This window comes from Cupriavidus sp. BIS7 (assembly GCF_000292345.1).
Classification (GTDB): domain Bacteria; phylum Pseudomonadota; class Gammaproteobacteria; order Burkholderiales; family Burkholderiaceae; genus Cupriavidus.
Window position 1 is genome coordinate 1 of the sequence record NZ_ALOU01000040.1, and the last position, 22,298, is coordinate 22,298.

General features: G+C 62.6%; 20 protein-coding genes. 13 read left to right on the forward strand and 7 right to left on the reverse strand.

The window, feature by feature from the left end; all coding sequences use genetic code 11:
• Positions 1-280 precede the first annotated feature (280 nt).
• Positions 281-604, forward strand: a complete 324-nt coding sequence (locus B552_RS0114625; RefSeq protein WP_019449776.1) for a hypothetical protein — start codon at positions 281-283, stop codon at positions 602-604.
• A gap of 161 nt (positions 605-765) precedes the next feature.
• Here B552_RS0114625 and B552_RS0114630 read toward each other — a convergent pair whose 3' ends face one another.
• The 3 genes from B552_RS0114630 to B552_RS0114640 all read right to left on the reverse strand — a co-directional run bounded on the left by B552_RS0114630 (position 766) and on the right by B552_RS0114640 (position 4,699).
• Positions 766-2,139 (reverse strand): sigma-54 dependent transcriptional regulator, encoded by a 1,374-nt coding sequence (locus B552_RS0114630; RefSeq protein ID WP_019449777.1) that lies wholly within the window; start codon positions 2,137-2,139, stop codon positions 766-768.
• Between the two features lie 125 nt (positions 2,140-2,264).
• Positions 2,265-2,726: a hypothetical protein gene (locus tag B552_RS0114635; RefSeq protein ID WP_019449778.1), complete on the reverse strand. Its 462-nt coding sequence runs from the start codon at positions 2,724-2,726 to the stop codon at positions 2,265-2,267.
• Positions 2,727-3,334: 608 nt separating this feature from the next.
• Entirely contained in the window at positions 3,335-4,699 is a 1,365-nt protein-coding gene (locus tag B552_RS0114640; protein ID WP_019449779.1) for an NCS2 family permease, read from the reverse strand.
• Between the two features lie 322 nt (positions 4,700-5,021).
• Between B552_RS0114640 and B552_RS0114645 the strand changes: the two genes are divergently transcribed.
• Positions 5,022-5,225 (forward strand): cold-shock protein, encoded by a 204-nt coding sequence (locus B552_RS0114645; RefSeq protein ID WP_008646365.1) that lies wholly within the window; start codon positions 5,022-5,024, stop codon positions 5,223-5,225.
• 1,519 nt (positions 5,226-6,744) lie between these two features.
• Positions 6,745-7,839 (forward strand): replication protein RepA, encoded by a 1,095-nt coding sequence (locus B552_RS0114650; RefSeq protein ID WP_026035670.1) that lies wholly within the window; start codon positions 6,745-6,747, stop codon positions 7,837-7,839.
• 107 nt (positions 7,840-7,946) lie between these two features.
• On the opposite strand, the gene B552_RS0114655 is transcribed toward B552_RS0114650, so the two are convergent.
• Positions 7,947-8,150 carry a cold-shock protein gene (locus B552_RS0114655; RefSeq protein WP_006159056.1) on the reverse strand — a complete coding sequence of 68 codons (204 nt, stop codon included), beginning with the start codon at positions 8,148-8,150 and terminating at the stop codon, positions 7,947-7,949.
• 413 nt (positions 8,151-8,563) lie between these two features.
• On the opposite strand from B552_RS0114655, the gene B552_RS0114660 reads away from it, so the two are divergent.
• Positions 8,564-9,220, forward strand: coding sequence for an AAA family ATPase (locus B552_RS0114660; protein WP_019449781.1), 657 nt, complete (start codon positions 8,564-8,566; stop codon positions 9,218-9,220).
• 5 nt (positions 9,221-9,225) lie between these two features.
• Entirely contained in the window at positions 9,226-10,248 is a 1,023-nt protein-coding gene (locus B552_RS0114665; protein WP_019449782.1) for a ParB/RepB/Spo0J family partition protein, read from the forward strand.
• 112 nt (positions 10,249-10,360) lie between these two features.
• On the opposite strand, the gene B552_RS0114670 is transcribed toward B552_RS0114665, so the two are convergent.
• Positions 10,361-11,929 carry a phage integrase family protein gene (locus B552_RS0114670; RefSeq protein WP_019449783.1) on the reverse strand — a complete coding sequence of 523 codons (1,569 nt, stop codon included), beginning with the start codon at positions 11,927-11,929 and terminating at the stop codon, positions 10,361-10,363.
• 371 nt (positions 11,930-12,300) lie between these two features.
• On the opposite strand from B552_RS0114670, the gene B552_RS28880 reads away from it, so the two are divergent.
• Positions 12,301-12,531 carry a hypothetical protein gene (locus B552_RS28880; protein ID WP_157160258.1) on the forward strand — a complete coding sequence of 77 codons (231 nt, stop codon included), beginning with the start codon at positions 12,301-12,303 and terminating at the stop codon, positions 12,529-12,531.
• A 115-nt stretch (positions 12,532-12,646) separates the two neighbouring features.
• On the opposite strand, the gene pstS is transcribed toward B552_RS28880, so the two are convergent.
• Positions 12,647-13,648 (reverse strand): phosphate ABC transporter substrate-binding protein PstS, encoded by a 1,002-nt coding sequence (gene pstS / locus B552_RS0114675; RefSeq protein ID WP_019449784.1) that lies wholly within the window; start codon positions 13,646-13,648, stop codon positions 12,647-12,649.
• A gap of 249 nt (positions 13,649-13,897) precedes the next feature.
• Positions 13,898-15,697: a methyl-accepting chemotaxis protein gene (locus B552_RS0114680; RefSeq protein ID WP_019449785.1), complete on the reverse strand. Its 1,800-nt coding sequence runs from the start codon at positions 15,695-15,697 to the stop codon at positions 13,898-13,900.
• A gap of 495 nt (positions 15,698-16,192) precedes the next feature.
• Here B552_RS0114680 and B552_RS0114685 point away from each other — a divergent pair, with 495 nt between their 5' ends.
• From B552_RS0114685 to B552_RS0114715, 7 genes are all read left to right on the forward strand, one after another.
• Positions 16,193-17,011 carry a response regulator transcription factor gene (locus tag B552_RS0114685; protein ID WP_026035671.1) on the forward strand — a complete coding sequence of 273 codons (819 nt, stop codon included), beginning with the start codon at positions 16,193-16,195 and terminating at the stop codon, positions 17,009-17,011.
• 243 nt (positions 17,012-17,254) lie between these two features.
• Entirely contained in the window at positions 17,255-17,818 is a 564-nt protein-coding gene (locus B552_RS27510) for a DNA-binding response regulator (protein WP_237718219.1), read from the forward strand.
• 94 nt (positions 17,819-17,912) lie between these two features.
• Positions 17,913-18,185: a hypothetical protein gene (locus B552_RS0114695; protein ID WP_019449789.1), complete on the forward strand. Its 273-nt coding sequence runs from the start codon at positions 17,913-17,915 to the stop codon at positions 18,183-18,185.
• Positions 18,186-18,516: 331 nt separating this feature from the next.
• A complete protein-coding gene (locus tag B552_RS0114700; RefSeq protein ID WP_019449790.1) occupies positions 18,517-19,197 on the forward strand; it encodes a phosphatase PAP2 family protein in 681 nt (226 codons plus the stop codon).
• A 135-nt stretch (positions 19,198-19,332) separates the two neighbouring features.
• A complete protein-coding gene (locus B552_RS0114705) occupies positions 19,333-20,736 on the forward strand; it encodes an undecaprenyl-phosphate glucose phosphotransferase (protein ID WP_019449791.1) in 1,404 nt (467 codons plus the stop codon).
• Between the two features lie 100 nt (positions 20,737-20,836).
• Positions 20,837-21,088: an acyl carrier protein gene (locus tag B552_RS0114710; RefSeq protein ID WP_019449792.1), complete on the forward strand. Its 252-nt coding sequence runs from the start codon at positions 20,837-20,839 to the stop codon at positions 21,086-21,088.
• A complete protein-coding gene (locus B552_RS0114715; protein ID WP_019449793.1) occupies positions 21,085-22,287 on the forward strand; it encodes an acyl-CoA dehydrogenase family protein in 1,203 nt (400 codons plus the stop codon). The genes B552_RS0114710 and B552_RS0114715 overlap by 4 nt, the downstream gene beginning before the upstream one ends.
• Positions 22,288-22,298: the final 11 nt, after the last annotated feature.

Here is a 22,298-nt window from a genome sequence, read left to right on the forward strand (position 1 = left end):
TGCGGGCCCCGCCCCGAGTGTCCGGGATCTGCTGTCGTCGCCCCTGCTTCCGTTTCCAAGACAACCAAACCGGCCAGCCACTGCCTATTGTGCGGCGGCGGGTTGCGGACTGGCAGCGTGTGCGAGCCGGCCGCGCAGCGGGCAGCCCGGTTGCTGACCAGCCGCTTTCGTGCGCGAATGGGCTTTTCGCCCGTTGCTTTTTGTCGCGCCTGGATCTACACCGGTTTACGTGCTCCGTCCCCCGGCGGGCACCTTTTCTTGGACAGGGAAGGAGCCACCCATGTACGCCAGAATCCTTGCCACCATCGCACTGGCCATGCTCTCGACTGTCTCGGCACCGGCGCTGGCAGGCAACTATGCCTATTTCGACCGGCCGGACGCCGTCAATCTGAACAGCCATGCGGCTGTCAGCAGCGATAGCTATGTGCGCGCCTTTGGCTGGGCCTGGGGTGACATTCGCTTCCAGCCGGACCAGTCCGCGCCAAAGACTGACGAACGCCAGGCGCGTGACAGCGCCGTCGATCCACATGACGCGCTGCCGGACCACGGACACGACAGCACAACGCCGCCCCGCACCCGGCGCGGCAAGATCAGCATGAGCTGACCCCGGCCCGGGGTCAGGATTGGCGTTGCGCGGGCCAAGCCGCGCTAGCCTGCCGCCGCTGTCCGGGCGTCAGGACAAAGGAGACCCGGCGAGCGGACGTCGCCGGGTCGCCCTTGGCCTCGGAATCTCTCCCTTGACGCATCCAACTGCCAGGACTCGCGCTATTCGGCCGAAGCTCCCTGCTGCGTGTCGACGCGGATGTTGTGCTTGTGCATCAGCCGATACAGCGTGACGCGCGACACGTTGAGTTCGCGCGCGGCCGGCACCACGTGAAACCCGTGGCTGGCCATGACCGAGCGGATCGCTTCGCGCTCGGCCTCCTCGCGGATCGCATCGAGCGTCTTGCGCGGTACCTCCGTGCCTCCGTGCAGTTGCAGATCCTCGGCGGTGATCTTGCGGTTATCGGTCATCACGATGGCACGCCGCACACGATTGATCAGCTCGCGGACATTGCCAGGCCACGCGTACTGCATCATCGCCTGTGTGGCGCAGGTCGAGAAACCGCGGATGCGCCGGTGCGCCTCGTGGCCATGCTCCGCCAGTACAGCGTTGGAAAGCAGCAGGATGTCCTCGCCACGCTCGCGCAACGGCGGGATCGTCAGCGTAAGCACGCACAGCCGGTGGAACAGGTCTGACCGGAACCGGCCGTCGGCCTGCGCCGCAACCAGGTCGACGTGCGTCGCGGAAATGATGCGCAGGTCCAGCGGAATCGACTGATGGCCGCCGAGCCGGGTGATCGTGCCTTGCTGCAGGAACCTCAGCAGCGCCACCTGGCTTTCCAGCGGCAGGTCGCCAATTTCGTCAAGGAACAGCGTGCCGCCCTGTGCCTGTTCGATCCAGCCGATCTTGCGCTGGTTGGCACCGGTGAACGCGCCCTTTTCATAACCGAACAGTTCGGACTGCACCAGGTGCGATGGAATCGCGCCGCAGTTGATGGCCACGAACGGTCCCTTGCGACGGCTGGAGGCTTCGTGGATGGCCTGGGCCGCGAGTTCCTTGCCGGTACCCGATTCGCCAGAGATGAACACTGGCGCGTCGTTGTGCGCGACCTTCGCCAGCGAACGGAACATCGACCGCATGGCCGTACACTCGCCGATCATCGGCCCGCGCGCGACCTGCTCGGGCGACCTTGCCCCGTGCAGGCAGGCCATGCCGTGTGCATGCTTGAGCGTGTAGAGCAGTTCGTCGAACGAGAACGGCGTACGCACGTAATCCACGCAATAGTCGCGGATCAGTCGGCGGATGCGCTCGTCCTCGAGCATCGCCGTCGAGGTGATGGCCACCCACATGACATGCAGATGCTGCAGGCCTTGCTCAAGCTGGCTCAGCTCGGCATCGCTGTACGGGGTCTGCAGATCGAGCACACCGGCCATCGGTGAACTGCCTCGCACCGTGCGCTCGAGGTCGCGCACCTGCTGCACGCGGCGGATCTCCCATCCCGAGCCAAACTGGCTCGCACTGAAACCAAAATCTTCATAACGCGACACGAGCACGATCTGTGCGGTCCGTGCCGGCGCCTTGCACAGTCGGTCCATGACGTTCTCCCTGACGTTGAACTTCTTGTTGGTAACGGAACCCGGGGCCGCTGGCATGGCGGCGGGCCGCTGGGCCCGTCCGGATTCCGCTGGCTGCGCGGTGGTGCCCGCGCACAACGTAGGGGTCACGGTCTGGACAGACTGCGTGACTGGTCTTCAAGGACGCTGAGATAGTCGCGCCCGGCGCTCAACTGTTCGCTGATACGTCGGCGCACCATGTCTTTCTCGCGCATCAGTTCGACGCTCGGTGCTTCGGGCGACTGGCCGGAATACTGGAAGTACAGGGCCTTGTAGGTAAGCTGGCTGAGAATCCATTCCTGGAGCAGCCTGCGCTGGCGCGTGAGTTCTTCCGCGATGAGCCGGTGTCGCTGCACCAGTCTTTCCACGGCGGCCTGCGTGCGCGGCGACACCTCATGGTCATCGGCGAGCGCGGCGGTGACGTCGGCGATGGCGTAGTCCTCTTGCCTGTCTCGCTGCGCAAAGTCCGAGGACGGATCGCCAAAGACTGTCCACGCATGGTGGATCGACGGACTGGCGGATTCGCTGATGGGCCCGATGGCGGGACGCCGGATTTCTCCTGCGGTCATGGTTTGTTCCCCGTTGAACAACATCCCCCGGCACTACACGTTCGCTGTTACCACTTTCTCTGTTCTGGATTTGAGCTTTCTTTATGTGACGCACGTGTCTTTCCGCGCGCTCTTTATTTCGTGGTGGCGAAGTCGTCCTTCTGCTGTGGACGATCTCATCGGCGCGTGGTCCTTTTGATGGCTGAGATTGCCGGACCTGGCCTTCTGTATGAAACGGTGCCGGATACCAACGGCGGCTTGCCGGATTCCGGAGTCAAGAAAGGGCGCTCTTGCGCGCCCTCAAATTTTTTGCCACGCCTCTAGTTCAGTGCATTTGGCCCTATTTGTCCAGCCCGGCGTGCTCGCTTTCGTCCTCCTCTCATACTTTTGTATGAGACTTTTGCGCGGCCTGATGGCGCCATGGCGAGGTTAATGAGTCCTCACATTCAACGCAGAAACGGGTACGCTGCGATCCAATTGGAAAAATGTTTCATACGCAGAAACGGGTACGCTTCCTGTCATTGACATCGTCGAATGGCAGCGTTTTCATCTTGATGCTGCCGAGTTGGCTTCCTGCAACACAAAGGGCGGCCGAAGCCGCCCCTGGTTGGTCTACAACCTCTTCGGGCTCAATGTCCGGGAAGGTAATAGAACTTGAACAGGAAGACGACGGCGATGATCCACGCCATCGCTGGCACCTCACGGGAACGTCCGGTCAGCAGCTTCAGGCCGGCAAAGGTGATGAAACCGAACGCCACGCCATTGGCCACCGAGTACGTGAACGGCATCCCGAGCGCCGTCAGCACCGCGGGGACGACTTCCGTCACGTCGCTCCAGTCCACGTCCACAAGTTCGCGCAACATCAGGCAGGAGACATAGAGCAGCGCGGGAGCCGTGGCATAGGCCGGAACCGTACCGGCCAGCGGCGCGATGAACAGGCAGGCCAGGAACAATACGGCCACCGTCACGGCGGTCAGCCCGGTACGCCCGCCCGCCTGCACGCCCGATGCACTTTCGATATACGCCGTGGTCGAGGACGTCCCCAGCAGCGAACCGGCCATGATCGCCGTGCTGTCCGCCATCAGCGCCTTGTTGAGCCGGTCCATCCTGCCGGCCTTGAGCAGGCCTGCGCGGTTGGCCACGCCCATCAGCGTGCCCGTGGCATCGAACAGTTCGACCAGGAAGAACACGAGCACGACATTGACGATACCAATCGACAGGGCTGCGGAAATATCGAGTTTCAGCAGCGTCGGCGCGATGGACGGCGGCGCCGAGAACACGCCATGGAACGTGTTGCCCGCGAAGACAAAGCTGAGGATCGTGGTGCCAAGGATGCCGATCAGGATGGCGCCCCGCACCTTCAGGTGGTCCAGCGCGACGATCGCAAAGAATCCGATCACGGCAAGGATCGCAGGTGTCTGGTGCAAGTCGCCAATGGTGACGAGCGTTGCGGGGCTGGCCGTGATGATCCCGGCGTTCTTGAGCGCGACGATCGCCAGGAACAAACCGATACCGGCCGTAATGGCCACGCGGAGCCCATGCGGAATGCCCTTTACGATCATCTCGCGTACACGGAACAGGGTCACGACCAGGAACAGGCAGCCTGAAATGAATACCGCGCCGAGCGCGGCTTCCCACGGCAGCCCCATGCCCTTCACCACCGTATAGGCGAAGTAGGCGTTTAGCCCCATGCCCGGCGCCATTGCGATCGGATAGTTGGCGTAGAACCCCATGATCATCGTGCCGATGGCCGCGGCAAGGCAGGTGGCCACGAACACGGCGTCCTTCGGTACCCCCGCGTCCCCAAGGATGCTTGGGTTGACGAAGATGATGTACGCCATGGTGAGGAAAGTGGTCACGCCCGCGAGAATTTCGGTTCGGGCGTCGGTCTGGTGTTCACCGAGCTTGAAGATGCGCTCGAGAAGACCCGGCGAGGCCTGGACGGCGATGGTGGAATCGCTGCCCGGCCGCGGCGTCTGGTCCGATGTGGACATCGGTGATCTCCTGGTTGGCGATGTGGCGATTGCGTTGCCGGCAATGTCTGGCGGCGGGCACCCCATCGACAATTTTCAAAAAAGGCGTGATGATCCCACACGCTCGCCGTGTTGCGGGAGATTGCTCTGGGGAATCCCCCGCCTTGACGTAGGCCGCAATCCCCCGTATAAATCTCCGCCAGATTCAAGCGACGAGGCAACAGTTCATTCGTTAGCCACCGTCTTGGTACTTCGGTTGTCCATGGTGTCCTTTCCTTGAGTTGGCTGTACGGTGGTGTGCGCACCATCGGTTTCTTTTTTTCTTTTTTTGGAAAGTAATACCATGCAAACCGGTATCGTAAAGTGGTTCAACGACGCCAAGGGCTTCGGCTTCATCAAGCCGGACGCAGGCGGTGACGATCTCTTCGCACACTTCTCGGAAGTTCGTGCCGACGGCTTCAAGTCGCTGCAGGAAAACCAGCGCGTGTCGTTCGAAGTCAAGAACGGCCCGAAGGGTCTGCAAGCCGCGAACATCACGCCGCTGTAAGCATTGCGATTCCGGGCGCACCTCGCGTGCGCTCTCTCGCAAGGAAACCCGCCTTCATGGCGGGTTTTTTTTCGCCCGCCATCTGGCGCTTTGCCCATTGCTGGGCACGAGTGCTTCGTCAGGCTGACGAACCGATGAAGTCTCACGCTCGCAGAAACGGGTACGCAGTTACGTTTTGTGTTGGGCACCGCGGCTCGATCACCTCGCCTCCTCCCTCGACCCGATCTCTTGTAGCCCCGCCCTCCGTTCCTCCAGATCCAACGCAGAAACGGGTACGCATGTAGTACCGGGCATTGGGGCCCTGGAAGCTTTCGCAGAAACGGGTACGCATCTGCGCATGCCCTAGTGTTGTCGCGTTGTGGCTATCCAACGGTCGCGTACGGCGAGCGATACTCCCGGAATCCGGCTGGTTTCGCTGCCTACGAAGTAAGCAGACGAGTTATCCCCGCAGAATCGGGTTCGGACGCCCAGGACATTGGTATACGCGCAGCCTGGATCCGTGCTGCCCGCAGAATTGGGTACGCAATTTCCAGCGAACTGTGCGCAGAAACGGGTACGGGCGCTGTCCTGATCACAACAATCGCCGGGTATACGTATCGACGTATACCCGGCTGCCTCGCAGAAATTGGTACGTTTCCGTTAACCGCACCTCGCAAGGTATACGTAGAGAGCGGGCACAAACTTTCCTTTGGGGCGCATTGCGCTCAGGCATCGTACTTGGTCCGGTTGTGTCGGATCGCGGCTTCGCACGCAGAATTGGGTACGGCCGCCGGATATCGCAGCCTCCGCTGGCACGCAGAAATGGGTACGCAAGGGTCTGTTCCCACAACTGCGCCCACGCTCGCAGAAATAGGTACGCTGCAGAAATGGGTACGCCCTGCCGCGTTTGATGCACATAAGCCCTGTACCGCAGAAACAGGTTCGCCAATCCAGGATATCCACGCAGAAATGGGTACGGAAGCGTACCCGCAAGTGGCTACACCGACGGCGATGCGTACCCAATTCTGCGTGAATAACGAGGTGCGACACCCCGTGAGCTTGGCCGGAACGCTGGTTCTCGCAGAAATTGGTACGTTTACGCGGCCCAGGCCTGTGGAAAAGCCTGTGGGATCAGGCACTTATCCCCGCAGATTCCGGTTCGGCAAACTCGCTGAAACGGGTTCGGTCTGCCGCAGATTCAGGTTCGGCCGTTCGCAGAATCGAGTACGTTTACGCGCAGAAACTGGTACGCAGGGGGTAATTTTTCTCTTTGAAATCAACGGCTGGGATTGTCCGTATACGGTTTACGAGTAGTTAACCCGTATCGGTATCGTTTACTGGTAGTGGATGAGCAGGCAACCGTGGACAACCCCTCCGGGTTGCCCACCGTCTGCCAGCCATCCCGCCACTAGCCGGATTCCCGGCAGCTGCAACCAGTCGGCCTGCACGAAAGCCCAGAGAAATACGTATACGTACCCGTTTCTGCGTGACAACGTTTACGTGTTCGCGTACAAAGGCGGGTAATTCGAAGCCCGTCAATATGCCGATCAAACGCTCAATGGCCATCGACGAGGATCGCTCGCCCCTGCAAGGGGACAACGAGCCATCCCGCATCATCGTTCCCGGTAACGAGAACGGCCTTGTTCCGTCCGAAAAATTCCAGCGCCTCTTCGATGAGGCCCAGGCAATGGAGCGCGAGGACGCCTGGCAAAGCGGCGAAGTCGGCTTCCTTAGCCGTGCCAGTGTGCAGGTCACGCTGCCTTATCGCGCGCCCAAGGGCGCGCCGCCCGTGTGGACGCGCACAAGCGGGAATATCTCGCTGATGATTCAGCCTGGCTACTTCACGCAGCAGCGCTCTGAGCGGGCGACCAACGGCCGGCAGAAGCTCGTTTCCGAGACGGTGTCGCTTGGCTACCCCTATGGCTCCTATCCGCGCCTCATGCTCGCGTGGATCGGCAAGGAGATCATGGCCAAGAAGAAGCGGGGCGAGTTTACCGGCACGGTTGAGGATCGCCGTATTTCGCTGGGTAACTCGTTGTCCGAGTTCATGTACAACCTCGGAATTCCGATGGCTACCGGCGGCAAGCGCGGCACGATGACGCTGGTCCGGCAGCAAATGATCCGGCTGTTCTCGGCGACGATTGCAATCGTCCAGAACAAGTCGATGCCTGTGCCCAACCAGGCACCGAATCACGAGCCACTCTCGATCGATCGCGTGGGCTACCTGCTTGCGGATCAGTTGTCGACCTGGTGGGATCCCATGCAGCCGGGACAAGGCTCGATGTTCGAGAGTTTTGTCGTATTGTCCGAGCCATTCTTCAATGAGCTGGTCAATCGCCCGGTGCCGGTCGACATGCGTGCGCTGAAAGCGCTCAAGCAATCGCCTTTTGCGCTGGATGTCTATTCCTGGCTGACGTACCGGTTTTTCACGATTCAACGCCGTACCGAGATTCCGTGGGAAGCGTTGCAGATGCAGTTTGGGACGGAGACCGAAAGCGAGCGCAAGTTCCGTGCGCTGTTCCGCAAGGCGCTCAAGGATGTCCTGGTTGTTTATCCGGGGGCAAAGGTTGATGCGGACTCGTCGAAGGCGTTGATACTGCAGCCATCGCGAACCAGCGTCCGCAAGCTTTCCTGAACTGCGCCTCGGCTGCAGGCAACAAAAAAGGCAAGCGCGACGCGCTTGCCTTTTTTGTTTGCCGGACGGTCAGTAAATCGAAACGCCGGCGCTTATTGCAGTTCAGCTCAGGCGGGCTTGATGGCCGATGCCTGCAGACCCTTCGGTCCCTGCTTCACTTCGAACGTCACGCGTTGACCGTCCTTCAGCGTCTTGAAACCGCTACCCTGGATTTCGGAGAAATGCGCGAACAGATCCGCACCACCGTCGTCCGGCGTAATGAAGCCAAAACCCTTGGTCTCGTTGAACCACTTGACCGTACCGGTTGCCATAAGAATTTCCTTTCGAAGCAAGTTCGTTACACAGCGCAAACAACCGTTCAAGCATGTTGAGTTCTCGTAGATACCGAACGGAAGCCGACGAGGATGACACGACTTGACTCGACTGTAGCAGGCATCATAACCACATTGTGTTGCGGTGTCATGTGCGGCGTAATGCGCACTACTTTTACTTTAGGCGCATTCCGCCCCGCATTTCAAGAAGAAGAGATTCTGAGTATCGAGATGGCCCTGATCTCCTGCGGGTTTCTGCTGATTTTCCGGGCAGGACCAGTCTCGTATGACCGCTTATTTATCAAATTTTTAATTAATTGAAAGTCGGGTTGTAGTGGAATCTCAATTTGGCTAAAGTGACGCCTTAACCGATCACCATCATTCGCGCTTTCAGCGCTGAAAGTGAGGCCCTTGTGGCAGCAAAAATTATCACCGTTTTCAACCAGAAAGGCGGCTGCGGCAAGACAACCGTCAGCATGCATGTCGCTGGCACACTCGGACTCCGGGGAGCGCGCTCGCTCCTGGTAGATATGGACGAGCAGGGCACCGCCACGCGCTGGGCCGCGCAGGCGAGCGACGAACGCCCCTTTCCGGCGTCAGTAATCGGATTGGCGCCCTCTGGTGGAGCGATGCATCGCGAAGTTCGCAAGTTCATTCACGACTACGACTACATCCTGGTCGACTGCCCACCCGCGGTTCACTCGGCTGCGCCATCCAGCGCGCTGCTGATCTCCGATCTGGCCATCATTCCTGTCGTGCCATCACCCCCGGACCTCTGGGCCGCCGTGGCTGCCAAGACGTTGGCGCAGCATGCGCAGGTTCAGAACGAAACGCTTCAGATCCGAGTGATGGCGAACATGGTGCAACGGCGTGTGTCCATTGCTCGGCAGGCTATCGAGATTTTGGGCGACGACGGGGATGTGCCACTGCTGAACGCGATGATCGGTTCTCGATCGGCATTCCGTGAGTGCCAGGCCATCGGCTGCACGGTGCACGGTGTACCGGGCGCGCGCGAGGCGATCCAGGAAGTCGACATGATGGTGGACGAAGTCTTGTCCCTGATTGAGTAATACGCATGGCAACAAAATTGAAGAGCCTCAAGGCCGGGATGCTCGCCGGCATGGCCGCAGAGAAGACGCGTAGTGACGCGATTGACCGGTTCGCGCGCGCGGAAGCGGCGATCTCCCAGCATCCGAACGGACTCCTGCAGTCGCCGCGCCCGGTGCCGCCGGTGGCCGCTTTCAGCGCTGAAAGTGAAAGTGAGGCGGTAGCCATCGAAGGCCGTACGCTGATCAGGATTCCTATCGCCCAGCTTCACGACAACCCGTTCAACGCCCGGCGCATCTACGACCCGGCCGTTGTTCAGGAGCGTGCGGCGTCGATCGCCACCCATGGACAGAAAACGCCGGGCCTTGCCGCGCAAGATCCGACCCGCCCCGGTCACTACATTCTCATCGACGGTCACTACCGCAAGCGCGCACTGGCGTCGGCGGGAAAGCTCGAGATGGAATGTTTCGTCGAGAGCGATCTCAGCGATCTCGACTTCTATCGCCTGTCCTTTCTGCTTAACGAACAACGATCGGACCAGTCCGCGCTCGATAACGCGATTGCCTGGCGTCAGTTGCTCGATGAGGGCAAGGTGCAGAAGGAAGAAGAGATCTGCGAACTTACCGGCATGTCCGCTGGCACGATCAACAAGACGCTGGCGCTATTGAAACTGCCCGAATCCGTACTGGCCGTCATGCGGGAGCGGCCGAGCGAAATTGGGATCGCTACTGGCTACGAGCTGACCCTGTACTACAAGGTCGCGGGTGAAGACCGCACGCGGGACCTGGTGACCCGGGTCATGAACGACGGCTTGTCGAGTCGCGAGGTTGAATCGATCCGCAAACAGGCGCAAGAAGGCAAGCCGCGCAAGGTCAAGGAGATCAGCCGCCAGTACAAGATCCGGACCGAATCCGGTCAACTGCTTGGCACGATCAAGGAGTGGGATTCCGGGCGGCTGATGCTTGATGTTCAGCTCACGGACCGCAATGCCCGCGAAGATTTGCTTGAAGTCCTCAAGGCCCGTTTCGGGTTGGACAAAACCTTGATCTGAGATGGCCGGATCTGAGATGGCGGGATCGATCGAACCTGGAAAGTCAGATCGCGGTCTGCGCAAGATCATCAGATCAGGGCTGGCCCGACCGAAAGTTCCGAGCCACAGGCAATCAGGCCAGCCGTAGCAACCGCGGTGTAAAGGCGTCCGATTCGGCGCCATGCACTGCGGCAAAGCGCTTCCAGCTTGTCCGCAGCAGCTGGTCCAGTCCGCTGGCTGAGTAGCCGGCGGACACCATCGACTGCTTCGCGCGGCCACGCGCAGTCGTTGGAAACTCGATTGGTGCGAGCAGCGCAGCGTCAGGCTTCCAATCGGCATGCGCTGTATCCCACGTCAGCCGCCTGTCGGTCCAATGCGCGGACAGCGCAGCCAGGACATCTTCAGCCAACAAGATCTCGCCCCGTCTTGCTGCACTTTTAGCGGCCAGCAGCAGATGCCCGCCAGCATCGCTGCGCGATGAAAAATGGCTGAGCCTGAGCGCCGCCAATTCAACGATACGAAGGCTGTGACGCGATAGCAGTAGCGCCGTCGCCAAGGCGGCGCGCTGACGAGGCGACGGCGCATCATTGCCCAGCCATCCCAGGAACGATTCAATTTCGTCGCGAGACAGCACAACCTGGGCCCGGGCGGAATCCCGCCCGCTCGATTCGGAAGCACCATCGGCATGTCGATGTGTCACGGGTGCCTCGTCACGCAACGAGCGCAACAGCGCACTGACAACACGCATTGCAGCCTCGCAGGAACTGGTACGCAGTGGACCCTCGAACGGCCGCCAATGCGCCTTGTCGCGCGGGCCCGCCGGGCCGCACCAGAACGACGATGGCTCGGGACTGGACAGGAAGGCGCGATAGTCCGCGAGATCCTCGCCCGTCATCCCACTCGGCACCTTGCCATTCGCGGCCGCCCAGAGCAGGAGACGCTCCGCCTCCCGGCGATAGCTCTTCCAGGTGTTTGCCGACGCCGTTCGCGTGGCCAACCAGTTATGCACAAACTGAAGATCGTTGCCCAATGCCATAGCCAACGGAGTTGATGGCGATGGCGCCCGCATCAGCTCCAGCGGCACCGGGAAAGGCATTCCGCGTACCAACTGCTGCGACACAAGTACCTTTCGAAGCACTATTTGAGATGGCGCGATCACGTGCGCGCTGACCGCCAAAGCCGGTTGCATCTGCTGGCTACCAAGCCAGCGGATGATCGTCTCAGCAGAATGCCGTCCTATGCGCGGGACATGCCGCCACCAGCTACTGCCCTTCCGGTTGGCAAGATCGGTAAGGTCGGCAACCGTCCGGATACCCGCCGCCGCGAGCCGACGGGCCAGGCTAGGCCCGAACCAGAGCGACACCTGATGGCTCGGCAACGGCCGTCCCTGACCCAATTGCTCGATCGACGACAGCGCCTCCACCCGGCGCGTCATCCCCGTGTCGGAACGGCCGCGCAGCGCCTCGAACATCTCCGCGATATCGGGACGATCATGCTGCAGGGCAAACTGCACCAGCCGGTCGCGCAAGGCCAGGATGCGCTGAATGGCCTGATGCTCGGTCAGCACGTCGTCGTCGTCGGGATCCAGCAGGTACCGGTTTGCGATGTCGACAGGCCGCATGCCCTGGGCATAGGCACGAACCACGGCAAATTCCGTCCGTGTCAGCTTTGTGGCGGCCAGCGTATCTCGGTCGTCAGGCATATATTGAGTGTGTCTTGCTGCACGTTATGCGCGCAGCAGGCATCGCGCGTGAGCCTGCTTCGCCACAGGCCAACCATGCATAAGTGACTGAATTTCAACAGAAAACTTCCGAGTCGAATCCGATCCGGCATGTTTTGCATCACAAAGTGCAATGTAAATTATTTTTTGCTGGATGCAAAGTGGCGCTTGCGTCGGCGCAACGTTCCGGCACGCCTTGACGGCCTGCTCGGGGCATCGGGCGTTCATAGGAACCAAACGTGGCGGTGTATACCGCTGGCGATGCGGATGGAAGGCTGCTGCGGCGTCTGAATGGTGGCGAGGGGGGCGCCAGGGCACCTGTTGCGTTTGTCCGGCACTCCGAAATCGCGGGTATGAACGCACTGCTACCGCTGAACACAGCGGCTCAACTCAGCGTTGATTTACAAGAAGATTCATACGCAGCATCAGGTACGCCGACACGCGAACCAGCACCCGAAGCGCGCATGAATCATCGCAACCATCGTCAGGAGCGCCCGAGCAAAATCGGTATACGTCCCCGTGTTTACACGCTGATCCGAAAATCGTGCACTCGCGAGCAGGCCATTCGCCGCAAGAATTCTTGACCTCGATGAGCGAACGTCACGCAGTCCTCAAACACATGATGGACAGGGCAGCAGTCTGCGCGGCGCGATCAGCTACCGGCCACGCCGACGTATGCATTGTTCCAAGTGTTGTCCGCTACTTGAACGTGTCCGCCCAGTAGGACACCACCTGCTTCACCAGTTCCTGTGGCAGTGCCACGTAGTGTTCCGTGGACGCATCGGCCTGCCCTTCCGCCAGCGCCCAGCGGAAGAACGCAAGCGCGTCTTTCGTGTTGGACGGATTCGCCGCGGAGCGTTGCATCAGGACGAATACGGTGCCGGTGATTGGCCAGGCGTTCGGGCCTGGCGCGTTGGTCTGTATCTGGTAGAAATCGGACCGCGCACTCCATTGCACGGCCGTAGCCGCCGCGCTGAACGATTCGCGCGAAGGTTGCACATAGAGTCCGTCGCGGTTCTGCACCAGCGCGTACGGCAACTTGCGCTGCAACGCGTAGGTCAGTTCCACATAGCCAATGGCGCCACGCAGATTGCGGATGTAGAGCGATATCCCCTCATTGCCGCTCGCGCCGGGGCCACGTGGCCAATGCACGGATGTACCAGCGCCAGCAGCAGTCTTCCATTCCGGACTGACCGTAGAGAGGTAGTTGGTCCAGTTGAACGTCGTGCCTGAACCGTCGCTGCGATGGACGACCGTGATCTTCAGATCAGGGAACGGGATGTCCGGATTGAGTGCGGAGATGGCAGGGTCGTTCCAGTTGTCGATCTTGCCCAGATAGATATCGGCCAGCAGCGCACCTGTCATGCGTATCCGGCCCGGGGCAATGCCCTGGAGATTGATCACGGGAACTACGCCGCCGATTGCGATCGGAAACTGGGCCAGTCCCGCGCGTTCCAGTTCCTCGGGCTTGAGCGGCATGTCGGTGGCGCCGAACATCACGTTGGCCGCCTTGATCTGCCGAATGCCGTTACCGGATCCAACGGGTTGATAGTCGACCTGCCGACCGGTCCTGGCGTAATACGTGGCCGCCCATTTGGACATCAATGGAAAGACAAAGGTGGAACCGGCACCGGTAACGTCGCCGGCGAATGCGCTGACTGCCGCAAAAAAAAGGGCCAGCGCCGCGATGTGTTTGCCCATGATTTTTCATCCTTCTGCAGTCCACACAAGCCCGGCTTCCGGAGATTCAGGCTAGCAGATGCTTTGCGAAGGGAAAGGGATTTCAGTGGCGGCCGACGCCGGCACCGACACCGGCAGCAAGACGGCTGTCATGCGGTTGTCATGAATCCGTCATGATGCCGGTGCATCGACAAGGCGCCACTGCGTGCGGCACGCTTCGCGTCCTGGATTTGACACGCAAGTCACGCAGGGTCACGCGGGTAAATCGGGTCACTCCAACCTGAACGTCCGCACCACCTCCGCAAGCGTTGACGCCTGCGTCTGCAGCGCCGCCGCCGCTGCGGTGGACTGTTCCACGAGTGCGGCGTTCTGCTGGACCATCTGGTCGAGGTGGCTCACGGCGAGGTTCACTTCCTGGATGCCGCGTGTCTGTTCGCGTGCGGCGTGCGTGATCTCGGAAATGATCTGCGTCACGCGGCCCACGTTGCCGACGATCTCGCGCATCGTGTCGCCGCTCATGCGTACCTGCCCCGAACCGGCGTTCACGCTGCCCACCGTCGAATCGATCAGTGTCTTGATTTCCTTGGCCGCCTGCGAACTGCGCTGCGCCAGCGCTCGCACCTCTCCAGCCACCACGGCAAAGCCGCGGCCCTGTTCGCCGGCGCGTGCGGCTTCCACTGCCGCGTTCAGCGCGAGGATGTTGGTCTGGAACGCGATGCCTTCGATCACGCCGGTGATGTCCGAGACCTTCACCGCAGCGCGCTCGATGTCGCCCATCGTTTCGATTGCATTCGAGATTGCCGTGCCGCCATCGGTGGCTACCTGTTGCGCCTGCGCGGCCGTATCGTCGGCCTGGCGCGCGGACGCTTCGGACTGTCCCACGGTTGCGGTGATTTCCTCCATCGATGCAGCAGTCTGTTCCAGGCTTGCCGCTGCCGATTCGGTGCGGCGCGAGAGGTCGGCGTTGCCTTCGGCGATCTCGCTCGCGGCTACGTGCACCGATTCGCTTGCATCGCGAATCTGCCGCATCACGCCCACGAGCTTGTCGGCAAACGTGTTGAACGCGCGTGCGATCTGGGCGACTTCATCGCTGCCGTCGGCAGGCAGGCGGCGCGTCAGATCTCCATCGCCAGAGCCGATTGCCACCATGGCATCGCGGATGCCAGACAGGCGGCGGAACGAGACCGCGGTCACGCCAGCCACGATCACGGCGGCGGCGCACGCCACCACGACAAGCGCGATCAGCGATGCAATCAGCACGGAACGCATGCCGGCCGTCGCTTCAGCCTTGTCCAGCGCAATCACGGCCACCCAGTCGGTGCCGGGGATCTCGCGCCCGCGCAGCAGCTTGGCAGTGCCGCCGATGTCCACTTCGGTTGGCGCGGCGGCGCTGACCAGCGCACCTAGCTTGTCGCCATCGAGCGCGGGCACCAGTTCGGTGATCGGCTTCAACGTGAGCTTGTCGTCGAGGTGCGCGACGATCTGGCCGTTGCGCGCCACAAGAATTCCAAAGCTGGCCGGGGTCGGATGAATCGAACGGACATTGGCGACCACGCTGTCCATGGCCACGTCACCGCCGACCACGCCCTTGACGGCACCGTCGCGGATGATCGGCACTGCGAACGTGACCACCAGCTTGCCGCTGCTGGCGGCGATATACGGCGGCGTGACGATCGGCTTGCCTGCGGCCGCGGCCTGCTTGTACCAGGGGCGCGCGGTCGGGTCGTAGTCGGGCTTCAGGCCGGTGGCGTCCGAGAAGCGATGGCTCTTGTCCGGAAAGCCCACATAGGTCTTGATGAACCCGCCGGATTCGGCGACGAGCTTCAGCGCCGGGATCGGGTCTTCCTGCAGGGCCACGTCCTGCAGGGCGGCGACCATTTTCGTATGGCTGGCGACCCAGTCCGCAATGGCGTCGACATGGCCGGTCTGCACCGCCGCAAGGTTGTTGTCGATCGCTTCGTTGTTATAGGTCCGTGCAACCAGGTGGTTGACGATGGCATTGGCTGCAAGCGCCACGATGACGATGGCCACGGATAGGGCCACGATGCGCGCGCGGAGCGAGGAAAGCATGTGATTGACTCTTCTCTCAGGTTGGCCCGGTTATGGGCAAGGGGGCTGCGCACGCATTTACGGCGCGTGAGGCGGCAGGCTTTAGTGCGCCGCACAAATGCGCTCTGTGCTCCACCCCGCCTGTGCACGAACGATCGTTCGGGGCCCTCGTATGGCAGTTGCCTGGTCGATGCGGGAAAACCCTCTGCAATTCGCTGCGCTGCAGCATCACCTTGCATTCACACGGCGCTCTTCCTATGCTGAACACCAGAATTAGATTTAATTTGAATCAGAGTTCAGAAGTATCTAACGCGCTACATGCGCAAACGGGGCGGTTGGGCATCCTCCGAGGGAGGGCCGGAATTACTGCAGCGGGCCTGGACGGGAAGCTGCGGGGGGCTCGGGAGGCTATACCTGATCGTAAGGAAGTGCAGCCGCGTATAAGCGGAGCGCCTCCAATTAGCGCGATGCCGAGTTGCTATCCTCCGGCGCCGCGCCAAGAAGAAGTGAGCGGCCATGGCCACAATCCTCTTGTTCGAGCCACATCCACTGTTGCGCCTCGGACTGCGCCACATTTTGTCCCAAGCGCACGTGCCCGGCGATCTTGTCGATCTCGACCCCACAACACTGCTCCACCCTGAACCCTGGGTTCACCACGCCGATCTGCTCGTCTGCGGGCTGCCCACCGATGCAGAAACGGGCTGGCACATGCTGGCCGACCTGTGCGATCGCCTGAAGCCGTTGCGCGTACTGGTGCTGGCCGAGCAAGCGCCAGTGCCGATGCCCGAGGCCGGCTTGCCGGAGAAGGTGCGAGGACTGCTGACCAAGACCTGCTCGTCCGATGCGCTGGAAGCCGCGATCCGGCTGGTACTGGCGGGCGGCGAGTGTTTCCCTTCGCAGGTTCCGGCCGCGCGTCCCGGTGAATCGACCGTGGCGGTGTTGCCGGCGGATGCCGCGCGGCACGCCACCACACCGATCGTGGTTCCGCTGCATGGCAGCGTGCCAGGTGCGGGGGCCCACGAGGTGCCGATGGAAACCCCGGCGGCGGGAGCGCACCTGCTCAACATCACCGAGCGCCAGTACGAGGTGCTTGCGTTGCTGGCACGCGGCTATCCGATCAAGACCGTCAGCCGCCTGCTCAATATCTCGGTGGCCACGGCCAAGACCCACGCCTGCACGCTGTATCAGCGGCTGCACGTGCGCAACAAGGGCGAAGCGGTGTACGTCGCGTTGCAGCGCGGGGCGTCGCTGAACTGGCCCGGCCCCACTCCGGCCAGGCCGACCCATATCGCGATGTCGTCGCTGACGGCACAGCAGGCATGCGAGGCAGCCTGACAGCATCGTGCCGCAGTGGCTACCGACCACCGTTCGCCGTCTTTCGTCGTCGTCCTCCACCTTCCGCCGGCCCGCCCTCATCCAAAAGCATGAGGCGGCAGCCGGCGGCCATTGCTACGTTTGAGGTAGAGAAGCGCCGACCCCTGCATACTGGGCAAACCGCCGCCAGCCAGGCTGCGCGGCCATACTAACGAAACGCCCTTTTTCCGTTCGATGACGACTTACCTGATCGCGAGCAACGAAATGATGTGTCGCATCCTTGCGCGACGCATGGAAGGCCAGGACATACCGCTACCGGTGCGCTGGCACAGGCCGGAATGGCTCGACGGTCTGACCGACGGCGCCGTGGGAAGCGCGCCCGTGCATACGATCGACAATCCCGATGAAGCCGAACCGCTGCCGCATGGCGCGGTAGACCTGGTGCTGGCGGACTGCAGCACGGCCGATGATCCGTGCGATCTGCTGGACCGCGTGTACGCGCGCCTGGCACCACGCCGCTGCCTTGTCCTGTCAGATGCGCTCGATGAAACGTTGATGGCCCACGCCGCACGCCTCGGCGCAAGCGGCTGCCTTGCGGTGCCGGCACCCGTGGACCTGGTGTGCGCTGCCGCGGCGCTGGCATGGGCCGGCGGCCAATGCTTCCCCCGTTCCGCGCTGACACTGCAGCGCGCGCGGGCTGCACAGCCGATGCCGTCAACACAGTCCGCACGGCCGCTGCAGTCGCCTGTGACTGCGGCAGAGGCCTCGTCCGCATCCATACCTCCTCCTTTTCGGATCTACCCCGATGGCTCTACAGCCATCGGATGAGAGCGATTGCGCGTTGATATGGCTATGCTGGATGTGCCCGCAGTCAGAAGCCGGCGTGATGGCAGGCCGGCCGCTGCGGGGAGCAGGGGGTCACATGGATCGCAATCTGGATATCCTGGTCGTGCACGGCTTTGCCGTTCGCGAGGGCCGGGGCAAGTGGGCATGCTGCTACGAGATTCGGCTCGCCATTCTCGGTGGGCCACTTCTGTATCGTGGCGAACTGCACGGACGTAGCTTTGCCACCGAGGACGCCGCAATCTTTGCCGCGCTGGACATCGGCGAACGCGAAGCGAGCCTCCATCTTGAAGCCGCGCGCGCGATGATCGTCGCGCTGACGCGCGTGACGCACGACCACATCCCGCACTAGTCACGTAAGCCCGGACCCGGGCATCGATCCGCTCGGCGAGCCAAAAAAGAAGCCCGCCGACCGGGGGACCATGCGGGCTTTGAAATGGGCGCCCGCGCAAGCGCGAACGTCCATTACAGATGAACATATCGAATCGCGCGGCGACACTCTATCAACCAGAAGCAGCAGGCGCGCCGGGCATCTCATCCCCAAGGTTGCAGGTGGCCGCACGTCTCATGCTTCGGTATGGAGGGCCGAGGCGCCCGCCAGCCGGTCAGTTGGAACTGCCGGTGATGTGGTGTTACGCTGCCGCTTGCCGAGCTTCCCGTCATTCACGCCACGCCAACGCATCATGAGCCGCTGGGAACTGATCACCTTCTTTGGAGAGTCCGCCTTTCTGCTGCCGTGCGCCGTATTCCTGTACGTGTGGCTGCGCTGGCGCGGCGCGACCGAAAGTGCGCGTCACTGGCTGCTGGCGTTTTCCGTGACGGCCCTGGCCGTGCTGGTTTCCAAGCTGGCGTTCATGGGCTGGGGCATCGGCAGTGAAACGTTTGACTTCACAGGATTCTCGGGCCACTCGATGATGGCCGCATCCATCCTGCCCGTACTCGCCTATCTGGCGGTGCCGTCGGGGCATCGAGGCTTGAGCCTGCTGGCCGCCGCCGGCGGCATGCTGCTGGCGCTGGCCGTCGGGGTGTCACGGCTTGCGCTGCATGCGCACTCGGTGTCGGAGGTGATAAGCGCGCTGGCGCTGGGGTTCTGCGTCAGCGTGCCGTTCATCATGCGCCGCGCCATGCCTCGCGGGCCGATGGCGATGCTGCTGGCGTCGGCTGCGCTGGCCATGACAATGGCGCTGCCGGTCGGCGGCATTGCCGGGGCCACCCACACGTGGGTCCAGGATCTCGCCACCTTCCTTTCCGGCCGCGATCGCCCCTACCAGCGCGGCGAATGGACGTCCCTGTCCGGCTGCCGGGCCTGCGTGGCCGGCGCGGCGGCGCGTCCGACATGCTCCGCCAGGCACTGCCGCTGCTGACCGGCGGCTGACCCGCTGCCGAACGCCCGCTCCCCAAGAGACCCCGGGGCACTTTGTGCGCCGGCCCACAGACGACCCACGACGGGTGCGCAACCATGGCTGCGATATGGTTCCCGCGAGGGCTTTGGGGCGGTCATGGCATCGAACTGGAACGTTGCCGCCGAGCGGCACACGGCGCTTCACTACCTCTACCGGCTCGGCGACGCGGTGATGATCGCCGCGGGCGGGATCGTCATGGGGGCGCTCTACTTTCCCGGCGGCATACGGGCGGCAGCCCCGGTCAACGGGTTCCTGACCATGCTGTGCGCGCTCGCGGCGCTACTGGTCTTCCCGGCCTTCGGCATCTACGAGTCCTGGCGAGGCCGCAGCCAGGCCGTGCTGGCCCTGCGCATCGGCGCTGCCTGGACCCTGGTGTTCAGCGCAGGTTTGCTCGGCGCGTTCCTGATCCACCAGATTGCATCCGTGTCGCGAGTGTGGTCCATGGGCTGGTTCATCGGAACCGGGGCCACGCTGGTAGTGGCACGGGCGGCCATGTTCCGCATGCTCGGCAACGCGCGCGAACAGGGTATCAACGCCAAGCGCGTGCTGATTTTCGGCTATGGGCCGCTGGGCCGCGAGATGTATTTGCGAGTCCATCAGTTCCGTGCCGCCGGCTATCGCGTCGTGGGCATCTATGACGAGCTGACGAACGCCATTCCCGCCGAAGTGGTGCCGCTGCGCACGATGGAGGAGGTCAGCACGTTCGTGCACAACCAGGGCGTGCGCGAGATCTGGCTGACTCTGCCGATGGCAGCGTGCCGCGACCTGTCCGACGTCGTCCGGCAATTCCGCAATGAAATGATCGACATCCGCTGGGTGCCCGACGTGACTTCCGTCGAACTGCTGGGCCATCGATTCAGCGAATTCATGGGCTTGCCCGTCATCGACCTGAACAGTCCGCCGATATCGGGTATCACGGGGCTGCTCAAGGCAAGCTTCGATCGCGCCTTCTCGTGCGCCGTGCTGATCAGCCTGAGCCCGTTGCTGCTCTTGATCGCCGTCCTGGTGAAACTGTCATCGTCAGGCCCGGTACTGTTCCGACAGCAGCGGCTGGGGATCGACGGTCATCCGTTCGACGTGTTCAAGTTCCGCACCATGCGTGTCCACCGGGAGGCCGGCGTGACCCAGGCCGTGCGTGGCGATGCGCGTGTGACGCGCGTCGGCGCGTTCCTGCGCCGTACCAGCCTGGACGAACTGCCGCAGTTCATCAACGTGCTGCGCGGCGAGATGTCGGTGGTCGGCCCGCGCCCTCACGCGATGGAACACAACGAGATCTACAAGGAACTGATTGACCGCTACATGCTGCGTCACCGCGTCAAGCCGGGCATCACCGGCTGGGCGCAGATCAACGGCCTGCGCGGGCAGACGGACACGATCGAGAAGATGCGCAAGCGCATCGAGTTCGACATCTACTACATCCAGCACTGGTCGTTCCAGCTCGACCTTCGCATCATCCTGCGCACCGCGCTGTACGGCTGGACTGGCGCCTCCGCCTACTGAGGCAAGGGCGCCGCAACGCGTGGTTTGGTGCGACATCGCACCGAGCAGACCGCGCAAAACCAATTGCAATGGAGCCCGTCAACGCAAACGGAGATCACGAATGAAAGCAACCATCCGCAATATCCTGGGCGAAGTGGCCCGGCTCGATGTGCCTCTGGCTTCCCTGGCCGACAACGACGACCTCTATGCGGCAGGACTTTCGTCGCTGGCCACCGTGCACGTGATGCTGGCGCTGGAGAACGCCTTCGATATCGAGATTCCGGATCAGATGCTTACGCGTCAGCTTTTCCGCAGCGTTGACTCGCTGGCCGCTGCCGTGGAAACCATTCGCCAACAGCAGGAGGCAGCATGAACACCGGAGCCAAGGTCACGCTGGCACATGCCAATCCCGATGCCGGCGCTGCAATGGCCGGCGATGCATTGCTGGCCGCCGCGCGTGAGGCGGCAACGGTCGCGCAGCGCTTTGCCGATGAGGTCGACCAGGGGGCGCGCTTCCCGCACGAGGCTTTCGAGGTGCTGCGCGAGCAGGGTTTGCTCGGTGCGATGGTGCCGGCCGTGCTTGGCGGCAGCGGCGCATCGCTGGCCAGCGTGGCGGCAATCTGCAAGGTGCTGGGCGAGTCGTGCGCGTCCACGGCCATGATCTACGCGATGCACCAGATCCAGGTGGCATGCATGCTCGAACATGGGGCCGGCAGCCCGTGGCACCAGCAGATGCTCGCGCGGCTGGCCAGCGAACAGCTGCTGCTGGCGTCGGCAACATCAGAGGAAGCGATCGGCGGCGCGCTGCGCAGCAGCGGCTGCGCGGTCAACGTGGAGGGCGACCGCTTCCATCTGCTGAAGATGGCGCCGACGATCTCCTACGGCGCCCATGCCGATGCCATCCTGATCACCGCGCGCCGGCACGCCGATGCATCGCCGTCCGACCAGGTCCTGGTGTGCGCGCTGAAGGCCGACTACACGCTGCAGAACATGACCGCGTGGGACACGCTCGGCATGCGCGGCACGTGCAGCAACGGCTTCCGGCTGGAAGCCACGGGGCAGGTGGACCAGGTGCTGCCGGTGCCGTTCGGCGAGATTGCCGACGCCACGATGACGCCGGTCTCGCACATCCTGTGGAGTTCGATGTGGCTCGGCGTTGCCAGTGACGCGGTATCGCGCGCCAAGACGTTCTTCCAGGGCCAGGCACGCGCCCGCCCGGGACAGTTGCCGCCTTCCGCGCCGCGTGTGTCCGAAGCGGTCAGCATGCTGCAGATGATGGAAGGGCGTGTGGACCTGGCGCTGGCGCACCAACGCACACGCCATGCGGGCGCATCGGTATCCGCCGCGTTCGCGCTGGCCGCCGAGATGAACGGCCTGAAGACGGCGATGTCAACGATGGCGCTCGATGTCGTGCAGCAGGCGCTGCTGGTCTGCGGCATGGCTGGCTACAAGCATGGCACGCCGTTCAGCCTTGGCCGCCATCTGCGCGATCTCTGGTCGGCGCCGCTGATGATCAACAACGACCGCATCCAGACCAACACCGCCAACCTGCTGCTGGCCGACCGTTCCTGAAGGAGGCATCC

Excerpts from the sequence above, each read along its gene's own strand:
- B552_RS0114625 (WP_019449776.1), top strand. The coding sequence starts at position 281 with ATGTACGCCAGAATCCTTGCCACCATCGCACTGGCCATGCTCTCGACT.
- B552_RS0114630 (WP_019449777.1), bottom strand. The coding sequence starts at position 2,139 with ATGGACCGACTGTGCAAGGCGCCGGCACGGACCGCACAGATCGTGCTC.
- B552_RS0114635 (WP_019449778.1), bottom strand. The coding sequence starts at position 2,726 with ATGACCGCAGGAGAAATCCGGCGTCCCGCCATCGGGCCCATCAGCGAA.
- B552_RS0114640 (WP_019449779.1), bottom strand. The coding sequence starts at position 4,699 with ATGTCCACATCGGACCAGACGCCGCGGCCGGGCAGCGATTCCACCATC.
- B552_RS0114645 (WP_008646365.1), top strand. The coding sequence starts at position 5,022 with ATGCAAACCGGTATCGTAAAGTGGTTCAACGACGCCAAGGGCTTCGGC.
- B552_RS0114650 (WP_026035670.1), top strand. The coding sequence starts at position 6,745 with ATGCCGATCAAACGCTCAATGGCCATCGACGAGGATCGCTCGCCCCTG.
- B552_RS0114655 (WP_006159056.1), bottom strand. The coding sequence starts at position 8,150 with ATGGCAACCGGTACGGTCAAGTGGTTCAACGAGACCAAGGGTTTTGGC.
- B552_RS0114665 (WP_019449782.1), top strand. The coding sequence starts at position 9,226 with ATGGCAACAAAATTGAAGAGCCTCAAGGCCGGGATGCTCGCCGGCATG.
- B552_RS0114670 (WP_019449783.1), bottom strand. The coding sequence starts at position 11,929 with ATGCCTGACGACCGAGATACGCTGGCCGCCACAAAGCTGACACGGACG.
- B552_RS28880 (WP_157160258.1), top strand. The coding sequence starts at position 12,301 with ATGAACGCACTGCTACCGCTGAACACAGCGGCTCAACTCAGCGTTGAT.
- pstS (WP_019449784.1), bottom strand. The coding sequence starts at position 13,648 with ATGGGCAAACACATCGCGGCGCTGGCCCTTTTTTTTGCGGCAGTCAGC.
- B552_RS0114680 (WP_019449785.1), bottom strand. The coding sequence starts at position 15,697 with ATGCTTTCCTCGCTCCGCGCGCGCATCGTGGCCCTATCCGTGGCCATC.
- B552_RS0114685 (WP_026035671.1), top strand. The coding sequence starts at position 16,193 with ATGGCCACAATCCTCTTGTTCGAGCCACATCCACTGTTGCGCCTCGGA.
- B552_RS27510 (WP_237718219.1), top strand. The coding sequence starts at position 17,255 with ATGATGTGTCGCATCCTTGCGCGACGCATGGAAGGCCAGGACATACCG.
- B552_RS0114695 (WP_019449789.1), top strand. The coding sequence starts at position 17,913 with ATGGATCGCAATCTGGATATCCTGGTCGTGCACGGCTTTGCCGTTCGC.
- B552_RS0114700 (WP_019449790.1), top strand. The coding sequence starts at position 18,517 with ATGAGCCGCTGGGAACTGATCACCTTCTTTGGAGAGTCCGCCTTTCTG.
- B552_RS0114705 (WP_019449791.1), top strand. The coding sequence starts at position 19,333 with ATGGCATCGAACTGGAACGTTGCCGCCGAGCGGCACACGGCGCTTCAC.
- B552_RS0114710 (WP_019449792.1), top strand. The coding sequence starts at position 20,837 with ATGAAAGCAACCATCCGCAATATCCTGGGCGAAGTGGCCCGGCTCGAT.
- B552_RS0114715 (WP_019449793.1), top strand. The coding sequence starts at position 21,085 with ATGAACACCGGAGCCAAGGTCACGCTGGCACATGCCAATCCCGATGCC.